Source organism: Serratia sp. MYb239, from assembly GCF_002966855.1.
Classification (GTDB): Bacteria; Pseudomonadota; Gammaproteobacteria; order Enterobacterales; family Enterobacteriaceae; genus Serratia_B; species Serratia_B rhizosphaerae.
Genome location: NZ_CP023268.1, coordinates 2458904 through 2472372, shown reverse-complemented (window position 1 = coordinate 2472372; position 13469 = coordinate 2458904). Strand labels below are relative to the sequence as shown.

Here is a 13469-nt window from a genome sequence, read left to right as displayed (position 1 = left end):
CAGACAACAAGCCGATAACCCAGGTTATCGGCTTTTTTTATCGCCTTACGGCTCTGCGCCGGCGTTCTGGCCGTTGCGCGCCAGATTTTGCTCCATCTCATCCAGCGCCGCCTGATTATCCAGCCCCCACTGATACATCTGCTCAATCGGCTGCGCCAGCGTGCACCCCAGCGGGGTCAGCGAATATTCCACCTTCGGCGGCACTACCTGATACACCTTACGCTCAATCAACCCGCGCAGCTCCAGTTCACGCAATGTCTGAAACAGCATCTTCTTGGAAATGCCCTGCAGGCTGCGCTGCAGTTCACCGGTGCGCGCGCCCGGCTGCGGCCAGTGCCACAGCGCATGCAGCACCATGGTGCTCCACTTGACGGCAAACAGCGACATCAGCCGGCGCGGCGCCGAGTCGGCATAAAAATAGACTTTCCCATCGATCCAATCCGGCATCGGAGACTCCTGAACATCATGGTTACCAAATGGTGACTACTATCAATAAAGGAACCTTTTGTCTATAGTCTGCCGCCCTCAACGCAAGTTTGTCCGTACCGCTGCGGACAGATGCCGATAACGAAAGGTGAAACGATGAAAATTAACGCTATCGCGGCCAGCCATGCCGACCGCCCTTTGGCCCCCGCCCAGATTACGCTGCGTGATGTACAGCCGGAAGACGTCAGCATTGAGATCCTGTATTGCGGGGTATGCCATTCCGATCTGCATATGGCGCGCAACGAATGGGGTGTCAGCAACTATCCGCTGGTGCCGGGCCATGAGATTGTCGGCCGGGTGCGGGCCACCGGCGCGGCGGTAACGCGCTTTCAGCCGGGCGATCTGGTGGGCGTCGGCGTGATGGTGGATTCCTGCGGCGACTGCCATTTCTGCCGCCAGCAGGAGGAGCAGTACTGCGAGACGGGCTTTGTGCCAACCTATAACGGCACCGACAGATATACTGGCCGGCTGACGACCGGCGGCTATGCCGAGCAGATCGTGGTAGACCAGCATTTTGTGGTATCGGTGCCGCAGAACCTGCCGCTGCACGCGGTAGCGCCGCTGCTGTGCGCCGGCGTGACCGTCTGGTCGCCGCTGCAGCACCTGAAACTGCAGCCGGGCGATAAGGTCGGCGTGATCGGCCTGGGCGGGCTGGGCCATATGGCGGTGAAGCTGGCCAGCGCACTGGGGGCGGAGGTGACGCTGTTCACCACCTCGCCGGAAAAAGGCGCCGATGCGCGCCGTCTGGGCGCCAGCCAGGTGGTGGTATCCAAGGATGCACAGCAGATGGCCGCCCAGCAACACAGTCTGGACATTATTCTCGACTGCGTTGCCGCGCCGCATCAGCTTGATCCTTACCTGGCCTGCCTGAAGACCAACGGCCATCTGGTGCTGGTCGGCATTCCGGACAGCCCGCACCCGCCGACGGACGTGACGCCGATGGTGTTCCGTCGCCTGAGCATTACCGGCACCTCGATCGGCAGCATTGCGGAAACGCAGGCGATGCTCGACTTCTGCGGCCAGCACAATATCACCGCCGACGTAGAGCTGATTGATGCCGGCGAGGTAGAAACCGCGTTTAGCCGCATGCTGCAGGGCGACGTGAAATATCGTTTTGTTATCGATATGCAACGCGCCCGCTGGGATCAATAAGCGATACTTTTCAGCCCTCCTTTCTCGGGGGGCATTAATACTTTTCCGGCGGATGAAATATGCGCCATAGCGATTCCTTATCATTCAAGCGCCGCATCATAAAAACTATTCTGCCGTTATTATTGCTGCGTCTTTCTGTTATTAATCTTGCAGCCGCTTACGGTAAGCATCATTTCTGTGAACTCCGTCATCATTAATAACCTGCTCGTGTCAGTTTAAATTTATGAGCCATATCACGAAAAATAACTTTGGCTTATTGCCCTATGCGGCGGCACTGGCCGACGGTGTCCCGGATGTGCGGGGAATTTTGCCCGAAACCTACTCGGCACCCCATTATAATCAAACACCTATGATAATCCCCGACGTTAACGGTGTTCCTGTGGATCACGTATTTACCAGCGGATTATGCCATTTCTTCAGACAATCATTCCGCCATCTGCGGGCGTGTCCAGCATTCTGTTTGGCTCGCGGCATACCGTTTCACCGGTGGCGTAATAAATAAAAACAATGTGGTCATATTTATTTCCTTGGTGCCTGTTGCGCGGCGTTGATTTAGCGTCTATTGCAATAACAACAGAAAAAAACCAATAATTACGACGCTGAAACAGAAATTATTTATTCACACTTTCTCTTATCTTCAAAGCATCCCATGTGCCTTTCCCCCGGTAATCTTGACGGGGGAGCAGACTAAGCGCCGCGTCTATTCGGCGCTAAGGAGAACGCAGATGAAGTTAGAGGATCCCCGTCTGTTTCGTCATTTCGCCTGGATTAACGGCGAGTGGTGCCACAGTGAGTCCGGCGCTGAATGGCCGGTGTATAACCCGGCCGATAACAGCCTGCTGGGGCATATCCCGCTGCTGGAGCCGGCGCAGATCGAACGGGCAGTGGATGCCGCCGAACAGGCCTTCAGTCGCTGGCGTCAGGTGCGTACCGACCGGCGCGCGGCATTGCTGATGGCCTGGTATCAACAGTTGCTGGCGCACCGCGACGATCTGGCCACCCTGCTGGTGAATGAACAGGGCAAACCGCGCCGCGAGGCCGAAGGCGAAGTGGAGTACGCCGCCAGTTTTATCCGCTGGTTTGCCGAAGAGGCGGTGCGGATCAACGGTGAAACGCTCGCCGTACAAATCGACGGCACCCTGCCCGGCACGCTGAAACAGCCGGTGGGCGTCTGCGCATTAATTACTCCCTGGAACTTTCCGCTGGCGATGATCACCCGCAAAGCGGCCGCGGCGCTGGCCGCCGGCTGCAGCGTGCTGGTCAAACCCGCCAATGAAACGCCCTTTTCCGCGCTGGCGCTGGCCGAGCTGGCGGAACGCGCCGGGCTGCCGAACGGCGTGTTTAACGTTATTACCGGCGATCCGCCGGCGGTCTGCGCCCAGCTGTGTGAAGAACCGCGCGTGCGCGCCCTGTCGTTTACCGGCTCCACCCGGGTGGGCAAGCTGTTGCTGGCCCAGTGCGCCGGCAGCGTGAAGCGCGTGTCGCTGGAACTGGGCGGCAACGCGCCGTTCGTGGTGGCGCCGGACGTGGATATCGATGAAGCGGCGACGGCGGCCATCGCCGCCCGCTTCCAGACCAGCGGTCAGGACTGCCTGGCCGCCAACCGCATTATGGTGCATCAGCAGATCCACGACGCGTTTATTGAGGCGTTTACCGCACGGCTGCGCGAACTGAAAGTCGGCCCCGGCGACAGCCCGGACAGCGATATCGGCCCGCTGATCCACCGTGAGGCGGTCGAGAAGGCGCAGGCCCTGGTGGATGACGCCCTGTCCCGCGGCGCGCGCCTGATCCACGGCGATCAGCGTCAGGCGCCGGGCGCCAACTACTTTATGCCCACCCTGTTGGCCGGAGTGACGCCGGCGATGCGGGTCTGGCAGGAGGAGAGCTTTGCCCCTATCGCCACCGTCGCCGCCTGGCAGCAGGATGATGAGGCGATCGCTCAGGCCAACGCCACCGAATACGGGCTGGCGGCCTACCTCTGGACCCGCGATCAGCGCCGGGTCTGGCGCTACATCCGCGAGCTGGAGTACGGCATGGTGGCGGTGAACAGCGTCAAAATGACCGGCCCTACCGTGCCCTTCGGCGGCGTCAAACAGTCCGGCCTGGGGCGCGAAGGCGGCCGCACCGGCATCGATGAATATCTCACCACCCGCTACTTCTGCCTTGGCGGTTTGTCAGGCGAACCCACTCTGCCCTCAGTAACAGGAGAATGATCATGGAACAGCGCAACGACTTGATTTCCCGCGATCGTCAGGTGACGTTTCACGCCTCCACCCATCTGCGCGACTATGCGCACGGCGAACTGCCTGGCCGGGTGATGACCGGCGGCAGCGGTATTATGGTGCACGATGCCGACGGTAATCAGTTTATCGACGGGTTTGCCGGCCTGTACTGCGTCAATATCGGCTACGGCCGTGAAGAGATGGCCGAAGCCATCTATCGTCAGGCCAAAGAGCTGGCCTACTACCACACCTATGTCGGCCATACCAACGAGCCTCTGGTGGCGCTGTCGGAAAAGATCATCGCCAAAGCCGGGATGAACATGTCCAAAGTCTATTACGGTATGTCCGGCTCCGACGCCAACGAAACCCAGATCAAACTGGTGCGTTACTACAACAACATTCTCGGTCGGCCGCAGAAGAAGAAAATCATCTCACGCCTGCGCGGCTACCACGGTTCCAGCATCGCCGCCGGATCCCTGACCGGGCTGGCGTCGTTCCACGACCATTTCGACCTGCCGATTGACGGCATATTGCATACCGACGCCCCCTACTACTACCAACGGGCGCCGGAGCTGGCGGGCGTCAGCGAACTGGCGTTCTCGCAGCACTGCGCCGAGCGGCTGGAGGCAATGATCCTGGCGGCGGGGCCGGACAGCGTGGCGGCGTTCATCGGCGAACCGGTACTGGGCACCGGCGGTATCGTGCCGCCGCCGGAGGGCTACTGGCCGGCGATACAGGCGGTGCTGGATAAGTACGACGTCCTGCTGATTGCCGATGAAGTGGTCTGCGGCTTCGGCCGTACCGGCAGTGAGTTCGGCTCCCATACCTACGGTATGCGCCCGGATCTGATCACCATCGCCAAGGGGCTGACCAGCGCCTATCAGCCGCTGTCCGGCGTGATCGTCGGCGACAAGGTGTGGCGCGTGCTGGAGCAAGGCGCCGGCGAATACGGTCCGATCGGTCACGGCTGGACCTATTCCGGCCACCCGCTGGGGGCGGCGGCGGCGCTGGCGAATCTGCAGATTATCGAGCGGGAAAACCTGGTGCAGAACGCCGCCGACACCGGCGCGTACTTCCAGCAGCGCCTGCACGACAGTTTTGCCGATCATCCGCTGGTCGGTGAGGTGCGCGGCGTCGGGCTGATGGCGGCAATTGAATTCTCCGGCGACAAAACCCGCTGCCGGCCGTTCGATCCGGCGCTGAAAGTAGGGCCGCGCGTGTCGGCAGCGGCGCTGGACAACGGACTGATCGCCCGCGCCATGCCGCAGGGGGATATCCTCGGCTTTGCGCCGCCGCTGGTGATCAACCGCGCCGAGGTGGATGAACTGGTCGACCGCGCCCTGCGGGCGGTGAACCGCGTGGCCGATGAGCTTGGCTCCGCCGGCCAGCTACGCTGACAGAAGGAACAACGATGAATCCTGAACTTCCCGGCGGCGTTACGCTGGCTGATGTCTGGCAGGCGCGCCGGCGCATCCGCGCTCAGGCGGATAACACGCCGCTGCGCTATTCGCCGTACCTGTCGCAGCGCTATGACGCCAAGGTCTGGCTCAAGCTGGAAAATCTGCAGCCTACCGGCGCGTTTAAACTGCGCGGCGCCAGCAACATGATCGCCGCCCTGCTGGAGCAATACGGGCCGCAGCGGCTGCAGGCCGGCGTGATTACCGCCTCCACCGGCAACCACGGCCGGGCGGTGGCCTGGGCCGCCCGGGAACTGGGCATTCCGGCTACCGTCTGCCTCTCCTCGCTGGTGCCGGCCAATAAGGTAGCGGCCATTGAGGCATTGGGCGCCGAGGTCTGCCGCTGCGGCGACAGCCAGGATGAGGCGTTTGAGACGGTGGATGAACGGGTGACGAGCCGCGGCCAGGTGGCGATTCCGCCCTTCGACCACCCGCTGATTATCGCCGGTCAGGGCACGCTGGCGCTGGAGATCCTCGAGGCGCGGCCGCAGCTCGATATGGTGTTCGCGGGCCTGTCCGGCGGCGGGCTGCTGGGCGGCATCGGTCTGGTGATGAAGCAGCTGAGTCCGCGCACCGAGGTGGTCGGCGTCAGCCTCAGCGACGGGGCCGCCATGTGGCACAGCCTGCAGGCGGGGAAACCGGTCAGCGTGCCGGAGACGCCGAGCCTGGCCGACTCGCTGGGCGGCGGTATCGGGCTTGATAACCGCCACACCCTGGCGCTGGTACGCGCGACAATGGACAGCCACTATCAGGTGCCGGAGACGGCCATCGCCCGGGCGATGGTCACCCTGCTGGAGCAGGAGAAGATGTTGCTGGAAGGGGCCGCGGCCGTCGGGCTGGCGGCGATAGAACACCACCGTATCCCGATCGCAGGCAAGGAGGTGGCGTTGGTGCTGAGCGGCAACAACGTCGCGCTGGAAACCTTCGATCGGGCCAGACAGGAGCAGGCACAGGATGCAGATCTATAACCGACAGCAGATTAGCGCCGCGGTGCGGCTGGATGCCGCCGCGCTGGCGGCGGTTGAGGCAGGATTCCGCGCCCTCGGCACGGGCAACGTGGTGCAGCCGCCGATCCTTTCGATGGCGCTGCCGGAGGTCAACGGCGAAGTGGACGTCAAAACCGCCTGGATCCGCGGCAGCGACAGTTTCGCCATCAAAATCAGCCCCGGATTTTTTGATAATCCCCGGCGCGGGTTGCCCAGCCTTAACGGGCTGATGGTGGTGCTGAGCGCCGAAACCGGCGTCCCACGGGCGCTGCTGCTGGATGAGGGCTACCTCACCGCCGTGCGTACCGCGCTGGCCGGGCTGCTGGCGGCCAAATATCTTGCCCGGCCGGAGAGCCGGCGCATCACGCTGATTGGCGCCGGCGAACAGGCGCGGCTGCAGCTGGCCGCCCTGCGTCTGCTGTTTCCGGTCGAACAGGTATCAATCTGGGCGCGGCGCACGGAGGCGGCGCAGCGGTTGGCCCGGGAACTGTCGGATGCCGGGCTACAGGCGACGGGATACCCGGAGAGCGGCGCCGCCTGCGCCGGGGCGGACATTATCGTCACCACCACGCCGTCCCGCGAGCCGCTGCTGTTTGCCGAGCACCTGCCTCCCGGCGTACACGTCACCGCCATGGGATCCGACAGCCCGGACAAGCGGGAGATTGATATCAGCGCCCTGCTGCATGCCGACCACGTCGTCTGCGATCTGCGCAGCCAGAGCGAGCACAACGGCGAGCTGAAAGCGTTTAACGGGCAGACGCCGCCCTTCACGGTGTACGAACTGGGCGCATTAGTTGCCGGCGGCACGCCGCTGCGCCTTACGCCGCAAGACATCACCCTGTGCTGCCTGAGTGGCACCGGGGTGCAGGACAGCGCCATCGCCGCCTTTGCGCTGGCGCAGTTGGAGCAGTTGGAGCAGTTGGAGCAGTCGCAGTAACCCCGCGCCCTGGGTACAGGGTAAACAGGCCGGCGTTTCCCCGCCGGTCAGGGCTTTCACGCTTGCGATGAGTGATAAAACAGCATGTTGACGAAAACTTTGCCCTTCACACGCGAAGAGTACGACCAGCGGATCGCCAAAACCCGCGCCGCCATGGTGCAGCAAGGCATCGAGCTGTTGGTGGTCAGCGACCCTTCCAATATGGCCTGGCTGACCGGTTACGACGGTTGGTCTTTTTACGTGCATCAGTGCGTGCTGCTGGGGTTGGAAGATGAACCGGTGTGGTTCGGCCGCCAGCAGGACAGCAACGGCGCGCTGCGCACCTGCTGGATGGCCGACGAGCGGATTATCGGTTACCCGGAGCGGCTGGTGCAGAATCCGGACGAACATCCGATGCGCGCCCTGGCTCAGGAAGTGCTGCCGCTGTTCGGCTGGAGTCAGGCGCGCATCGGCGTGGAAATGGATAACTACTACTTCTCCGCCCTGGCCTTTCTGAACCTGCAGCTGAACTGCCCGCAGCAGGAATTTATCGACGCCACCGCCTTGGTGAACTGGTGCCGGGCGGTCAAGTCGCCGCGCGAGCTGGCGTATATGCGTATCGCCGCGCGCATCGTCGGCAGGATGCATGAGCGCATTTACCAGATGGTGGAGCCGGGTCTGCCGAAAAACATGTTGGTGGCGGAGATCCAGCGCTGCGCCATCGAAGGCTGGGTGGACGACGACGGCGTGCGTTTCGGCGGCGATTACGCCGCGATAGTGCCGCTGTTGCCGGGCGGCGCCGACGCGGCCGCGCCGCATCTCACCTGGGATGACCGGCCGTTCCGCCGCGGGGAAGGCACCTTCTTTGAGATCGCCGGCTGCTACCGTCACTACCACGCGCCGCTGTCGCGCACCATTTTCCTCGGCGACGTGCCGGATCACTTCCGGCGCGGTGAAGAGGCGCTGCTGTCCGGCATTGAGCTGGGGCTGGCCGCCGCCCGTCCGGGCAACACCTGCGGCGATGTCGCCCGGGCGCTGGAAGGCGCCATGCGTCGTGCCGGCATCGATCGCGGCGGCGCACGCTGCGGCTACCCCATCGGCATCAGCTACCCGCCGGACTGGGGCGAACGCACCATGAGCCTGCGCGCCAGCGACGAAACGCCGCTGCAGCCGGGCATGACTTTCCACTTTATGCCCGGTCTGTGGATGGATGACTGGGGGCTGGAGATCACCGAAAGCATCGTTATCACCGCACAGGGCGCCGACGTCCTGTGCGACTACCCACGACGTCTGTTCGTCAAATAAGGAGCCAACAGCATGAGTCATGAAAAGCCCAGCCCCGTGTATGCCGGGGTGGATTTCGGCCAGCCCGGCGTGCAGCACGGCTTCCTGAAGCTGCCCTGGTCCCACGACAACTCCGCCTGGGGCGCGGTGATGATCCCGGTGACGGTGATCAACGGCGCGCCGGGGCCGACGGCGCTGCTGACCGCCGGCAACCACGGCGATGAGTACGAGGGCATTATCGCCCTGCTGAAACTGGCCAACACGCTGCAGGCCGACGAGGTTCAAGGGCGGGTAATCATCATTCCGATGATGAACGCGCCGGCGGTACAGGCCGGTAAGCGCACGTCTCCCATCGACGGCGGCAATCTCAACCGCAGCTTTCCCGGCGCGCCGGACGGCGGCGTCACCGCGCAGATTGCCGACTATTTTACCCGGGTGCTGGTGCCGATGTGCGACGTGGCGCTGGATCTGCACTCCGGCGGCCACACGCTGGAAATCATGCCCTTCGCCGCGCTGCACGCGCTGGATGACGAGCGTCAGCAGGCCGATAACCTGGCCGCCGCGCAGGCCTTCGGCGCGCCGCTGACCGTGATGATGTATGAGCTGGACGCCAGCCAGCTGTACGACACGGTGGTGGAGAGCCAGGGTAAGGGATTTGTCACCACCGAGCTGGGCGGCGGCGGCACCACCACGCCGCAGCGCCAGCAGTTGGCGGAACGCGGCGTGCGCAACTTTCTGGCCCATCACGGCGTGCTGGCGGAGACGCCGCAGCCCTGGGAGGGAGAAACGCAGCTGCTTGATATGCCGGATGCATCCTGCTATGTACAAAGCGAGCACTGCGGCATTCTGGAATTTCTCTGCCCACTGGGCCAGCGCGTAAACGCGGGTGAACTGTTGGCCCGCGTTTATGACCCTTCCCGCAGCGGCCAGCCGCCGGTGGAGTACCGGGCGTTGCGCGACGGCATTGTGCTGGCGCGGCGCTTTCCGGCACAGGTTGCGATGGGGGACACGCTGGCCGTTATTGCCCGGGAGATCGTATCGCCATAGCGATTAACGGCCCCGGCGCGCCGGTCGCCATTAAGGATGTAATTACCGTATGAAACTCGATCGCTATGACCTGAAGATCCTCGACATTCTGAGTAAAGACGGCCGCATTACCAAGTCGCGGCTGGCGGAGTCGATAAACCTGTCCGTCAGCCCCTGCTGGGAGCGGGTAAAACGCCTGGAGCAGGCCGGACTGATCGAAGGATATTACGCCAGGCTCAACGCCCGGGTGCTGATGAAGCGCCTGCCGATTTGGGTATCGATCGAGCTTAAACAACATAACGCAGAGAGCTTTGCCCGTTTTGAAAAACGCGTGCTCAATACGCCAGAACTGACCGAATGTGTGGCAGTGGGCGGCGGCGTGGATTACTGGGCCAAATTCGAAACGCTGTCTATCGACGAGTATCAGCGTCTGATTGACAGCTGGCTGGATTCCGACCTGGGCATCGAACGCTATTTTACCTATATCGTCACCAAAAACGTAAAGTCCGTCGCGGCGCTGCAAAGCCTGCGCCGTGAAGGCGACATAGAGGTATAAACGCAGGGAATATGGGTAATGCCGTGGGCGGCGCTTCGTTCCCGCCGCCCCGCTCTCCAGATTAATCATGGAGAAAAATAATGAATAGCAACACATCACCTGCATCACAACATCATGCTGACGCCGTCCCCGATGTCACCATCATCGACAAATCCCTGGTGAAACGCGCCGTGGCGGCGGCCTCACTGGGCAATGCCATGGAGTGGTTCGACTTCGGCATCTACGGCTATCTGGCCGTGACCCTGGGGATGGTCTTCTTTCCGGAGATCAGCCCCGGGGCCCAACTGCTCTCCACCTATGCCGCCTTTGCCGTCGCCTTTCTGATCCGCCCGCTCGGCGGCATGTTTTTCGGCCCGCTCGGCGACCGTATCGGCCGCAAACGGGTGCTGGCGCTGACCATGATCATGATGGCGCTCGGCACCTTCGCCATCGGCCTGATCCCGAGCTACGCCAGCATCGGCCTGTGGGCGCCGGCGCTGCTGATCGTGGCGCGCGGCGTACAGGGTTTTTCCACCGGCGGCGAATACGGCGGCGCCGCCACCTTTATTGCCGAATATGCGCCGGACAGAAAGCGCGGCCGGCTGGGCAGCTGGCTGGAGGTCGGCACCCTGCTGGGGCTGATCTTCTCCGCCGCGCTGGTCACCGCCATGACCCTGCTGCTGGGCAATGAAGCGATGCGTGAATGGGGCTGGCGGGTGCCGTTTCTTATAGGCGGCCCGCTGGGGCTGATCGGCGTCTGGCTGCGTCTGCGGTTGGAAGAGACCCCGGCCTTCGCCAAACATATGGAAAACAGCGCGCCGCCGCCGGGGCTGCGCCAGCAGTGGCGGGAGATTGTCACCCATCACCTGCGCGCCTTCCTGCTGTGCATCGGCATGGTGTTTATCCTCAATCTTGCCGACTATATGCTGCTGACCTGGATGCCCGGCTATCTGAACGTGGTGCTGGGGCTGAGCGAGCTGGAGGGGCTGACCATCGTGGTGGCGGCCATGCTGTGTATGATGGTGGTGCTGCCGTTTATGGGCGCGCTGTCCGACAAGATCGGCCGCAAGCCGCTGTGGACCCTCGGCTGCGTCGGTTTTCTGCTACTGACGCTGCCCTGCTTTTACGCGCTGGGCAGCAAAAACCTGGCGCTGACCTTTATCGGCATGCTGGTGATGGGGCTGCTGCTGACCTGCTTTCTCAGCACCGTGGCCTCTACGCTGCCGGCGCTGTTCCCCACCGCGGTGCGCTATGGCGGGCTGGCGATCGCCTATAACCTCTCCACGTCGCTGTTCGGCGGCACCGCGCCGCTGCTCAGCGCCTGGCTGGTCAACGTCACCGACAACCCGCTGGCGCCCGCCGGCTATCTGATGTTCGGCGCGTTGGTGGGGCTGATTGCGGTACGGATGAGTAAAGAGAGCGCCTGTCAGCCGCTGGAAGGCTCGCCGCCGGCGATTGAGTCGCGGGCCGAGATTATGGATCACCTGTATCGGCACCAGCGCCGCAAGCGTCTGCGCCTCAGCGCCCTGTCCAGCGACGGCTGAGGATGAAAAACGCCGTCCGGCTGATGTTGCCGGACGGCGCAGGCAAGATAACGGGTCTGGCCGTCGCGCCAGACCCGGGTTAACGCGTTATTGCGCGGCGCTGATGCGCCAGACGCTGTCGCCAGCGTCATCGGCAATCACCACGCCGCCCTGCTTATCCATCGCCAGGCCGACCGGCAGGCCGCGCACCTGCTTCTGGTCGTCGGTCAGGAATCCGGTCACCACCGGCTGCGGCTTGCCGACCGGCTTGCCGTTTTCAAACTTCACCCACACCACCCGGTAGCCGTTGAGCGGCGTGCGGTTCCAACTGCCGTGCTCGCTGATAAACGCCCCGCCGCGGTACTGCGGCATATTGTCGCCGGTGTAGAACAGCAGCCCCAGCGGCGCGACGTGTGAGCTGAGCGCATAGTCGGGCTTGATCGCCTTTTCCACCAGATCCGGCCGCGGCGGCTGTACGCGGCTGTCCACATGCTGGCCGAAATAGCTGTACGGCCAGCCGTAGAAGCCGTTCTCCTGCACCGAGGTCATATAGTCCGGCACCAGATCGGAACCGATTTCATCACGTTCGTTGACGATCGCCCACAGCTTGCCGCTTTGCGGCTCCCACTGCAGCCCGGTCGGGTTGCGCAGACCGCCGGCATAAATACGGCTGGCGCCGCTGTCGGCGTCCACTTCCAGCACCGCCGCGCGGCGATACTCCGCGCCGATGCCGTTTTCCGTGATATTGCTGTTGGAGCCGACCCCGACATACAGCTTGCTGCCGTCCGGGCTGGCGAGCAGCGCTTTGGTCCAGTGGTGATTGAGCGGGCCGCCCGGCAGTTCGGTCACTTCAACCCCCGGCTCGCGGATCTCGGTTTGCCCCTCCTGGTAAGGGAATTTCACCAGGCTGTCGGCATTGGCCACCCACAGCGTGTTGCCGATCAGCTGAATGCCGAACGGCGAGCGTAGATTTTCGATAAAGGTGTGTTTCTGCCACTGGCCGTCAACGTTGCGCAGCAGCGTAATGCGGTTGCCGCCCGCGCCGCCCTTGCCGGAAGATTTCTGCACGATGCCCATAATCAGCTGCTTCGGCCGCGTGGTGGGCTTGGCCGGCCCGTTGGATTCGGCCACCAGAATATCGTTATTCGGCAGCACGTAAACCTGGCGCGGGTGCATCAGACCCTCGGCGATTTTTTCAATTTTCAGCCCTTCGGCCACCTTGGGCATCTCGCCCTGTTTCCAGGCGGTGCCTTCCGGCACCTGCATCGGCGGCATCAGGAAGTTTTTCGCCTGCGGCAGCTCCGGGTCCGGGCCTATCTGCTTTTGCGGATCCAGCTGTGAGCCGTTGTCGCACCCCGCCAGCAGGGCGCTGAGGACGGCGGCGGTCAGGACGGTATTGAGTTTTTTCATGGTCGGCTTCTCCTTAAGCGGCACGTTGACGTAACGCAAATTGCACATTGCCCAGCAGCAGCAGGATCACCACCAGGGTCGAGAGCGTGACGCCCAACGGCACCACCGCGTAGGCGTCGCGGCTGTGAATAAAGGCGTTGACGATTGCCAGCAGGATGGCCAGCAGGTTCAGCCAGAAGTGCAGTTTCGCCCCGCTCTCACGCGCGCTGCCGCTGAACCAGACCTGCACCAGATTAATCAGCCGTGGAATAATGGCGATCACCAGCCCGATGGCGATCAGCCAGCTGGCGGCGTGGGTCCACATCAGTACAAAAGTTTTCAGGTAAATAATGTCAAAGACCCAGGCGGCAACAAAGAATCCGAGCGGAATCGGGTTCAGCAGTTCATACAGCGCCACGGCAAGCGTCGATTTTCCCGAGGTATTATGGTGGATAGTCATTTCCGTCTCCTAAACGCATCCAAAGGTATGCGC

General features: G+C 62.8%; 12 protein-coding genes. 9 read left to right on the top strand and 3 right to left on the bottom strand.

Annotation, left to right across the window (positions count from 1 at the left end; translation table 11 throughout):
- Nucleotides 1-45: 45 nt before the first annotated feature.
- Entirely contained in the window at nucleotides 46-447 is a 402-nt protein-coding gene (locus tag CLM71_RS11890) for a helix-turn-helix domain-containing protein (RefSeq protein ID WP_105231189.1), read from the bottom strand.
- A gap of 135 nt (nucleotides 448-582) precedes the next feature.
- Between CLM71_RS11890 and CLM71_RS11885 the strand changes: the two genes are divergently transcribed.
- The 9 genes from CLM71_RS11885 to CLM71_RS11845 all read left to right on the top strand — a co-directional run bounded on the left by CLM71_RS11885 (nucleotide 583) and on the right by CLM71_RS11845 (nucleotide 11608).
- A complete protein-coding gene (locus CLM71_RS11885) occupies nucleotides 583-1638 on the top strand; it encodes an NAD(P)-dependent alcohol dehydrogenase (protein ID WP_105231188.1) in 1056 nt (351 codons plus the stop codon).
- A gap of 725 nt (nucleotides 1639-2363) precedes the next feature.
- Entirely contained in the window at nucleotides 2364-3851 is a 1488-nt protein-coding gene (locus CLM71_RS11880) for an NAD-dependent succinate-semialdehyde dehydrogenase (protein ID WP_105231187.1), read from the top strand.
- A 2-nt stretch (nucleotides 3852-3853) separates the two neighbouring features.
- A complete protein-coding gene (locus CLM71_RS11875) occupies nucleotides 3854-5257 on the top strand; it encodes an aminotransferase (protein WP_105231186.1) in 1404 nt (467 codons plus the stop codon).
- A 14-nt stretch (nucleotides 5258-5271) separates the two neighbouring features.
- Nucleotides 5272-6285, top strand: coding sequence for a hydroxyectoine utilization dehydratase EutB (gene eutB / locus CLM71_RS11870; RefSeq protein ID WP_105231185.1), 1014 nt, complete (start codon nucleotides 5272-5274; stop codon nucleotides 6283-6285).
- Nucleotides 6272-7240 carry a cyclodeaminase gene (locus CLM71_RS11865; RefSeq protein WP_105231184.1) on the top strand — a complete coding sequence of 323 codons (969 nt, stop codon included), beginning with the start codon at nucleotides 6272-6274 and terminating at the stop codon, nucleotides 7238-7240. The genes eutB and CLM71_RS11865 overlap by 14 nt, the downstream gene beginning before the upstream one ends.
- An 84-nt stretch (nucleotides 7241-7324) precedes the next feature.
- A complete protein-coding gene (gene doeA / locus CLM71_RS11860; RefSeq protein ID WP_105231183.1) occupies nucleotides 7325-8524 on the top strand; it encodes an ectoine hydrolase DoeA in 1200 nt (399 codons plus the stop codon).
- Nucleotides 8525-8536: 12 nt separating this feature from the next.
- Nucleotides 8537-9550: a N(2)-acetyl-L-2,4-diaminobutanoate deacetylase DoeB gene (gene doeB, locus CLM71_RS11855; protein WP_105231182.1), complete on the top strand. Its 1014-nt coding sequence runs from the start codon at nucleotides 8537-8539 to the stop codon at nucleotides 9548-9550.
- Between the two features lie 49 nt (nucleotides 9551-9599).
- Nucleotides 9600-10085, top strand: a complete 486-nt coding sequence (locus CLM71_RS11850) for an Lrp/AsnC family transcriptional regulator (protein WP_105231181.1) — start codon at nucleotides 9600-9602, stop codon at nucleotides 10083-10085.
- 80 nt (nucleotides 10086-10165) lie between these two features.
- Nucleotides 10166-11608, top strand: coding sequence for an MFS transporter (locus tag CLM71_RS11845; RefSeq protein WP_105231180.1), 1443 nt, complete (start codon nucleotides 10166-10168; stop codon nucleotides 11606-11608).
- A gap of 87 nt (nucleotides 11609-11695) precedes the next feature.
- Here the strand turns inward: CLM71_RS11845 and CLM71_RS11840 are convergent, their stop codons facing one another.
- Nucleotides 11696-12997 carry a sorbosone dehydrogenase family protein gene (locus CLM71_RS11840; protein ID WP_105231179.1) on the bottom strand — a complete coding sequence of 434 codons (1302 nt, stop codon included), beginning with the start codon at nucleotides 12995-12997 and terminating at the stop codon, nucleotides 11696-11698.
- A gap of 13 nt (nucleotides 12998-13010) precedes the next feature.
- A complete protein-coding gene (locus CLM71_RS11835) occupies nucleotides 13011-13430 on the bottom strand; it encodes a DUF2231 domain-containing protein (RefSeq protein ID WP_370447007.1) in 420 nt (139 codons plus the stop codon).
- Between the last annotated feature and the right edge of the window lie 39 nt (nucleotides 13431-13469).

What these genes read in the sequence shown, in the direction of transcription:
- CLM71_RS11875 (WP_105231186.1), top strand. Translation starts at nt 3,854, where the DNA reads ATGGAACAGCGCAACGACTTGATTTCCCGCGATCGTCAGGTGACGTTT.
- CLM71_RS11845 (WP_105231180.1), top strand. Translation starts at nt 10,166, where the DNA reads ATGAATAGCAACACATCACCTGCATCACAACATCATGCTGACGCCGTC.
- doeB (WP_105231182.1), top strand. Translation starts at nt 8,537, where the DNA reads ATGAGTCATGAAAAGCCCAGCCCCGTGTATGCCGGGGTGGATTTCGGC.
- CLM71_RS11865 (WP_105231184.1), top strand. Translation starts at nt 6,272, where the DNA reads ATGCAGATCTATAACCGACAGCAGATTAGCGCCGCGGTGCGGCTGGAT.
- CLM71_RS11880 (WP_105231187.1), top strand. Translation starts at nt 2,364, where the DNA reads ATGAAGTTAGAGGATCCCCGTCTGTTTCGTCATTTCGCCTGGATTAAC.
- CLM71_RS11890 (WP_105231189.1), bottom strand. Translation starts at nt 447, where the DNA reads ATGCCGGATTGGATCGATGGGAAAGTCTATTTTTATGCCGACTCGGCG.
- CLM71_RS11885 (WP_105231188.1), top strand. Translation starts at nt 583, where the DNA reads ATGAAAATTAACGCTATCGCGGCCAGCCATGCCGACCGCCCTTTGGCC.
- CLM71_RS11850 (WP_105231181.1), top strand. Translation starts at nt 9,600, where the DNA reads ATGAAACTCGATCGCTATGACCTGAAGATCCTCGACATTCTGAGTAAA.
- eutB (WP_105231185.1), top strand. Translation starts at nt 5,272, where the DNA reads ATGAATCCTGAACTTCCCGGCGGCGTTACGCTGGCTGATGTCTGGCAG.
- doeA (WP_105231183.1), top strand. Translation starts at nt 7,325, where the DNA reads ATGTTGACGAAAACTTTGCCCTTCACACGCGAAGAGTACGACCAGCGG.
- CLM71_RS11840 (WP_105231179.1), bottom strand. Translation starts at nt 12,997, where the DNA reads ATGAAAAAACTCAATACCGTCCTGACCGCCGCCGTCCTCAGCGCCCTG.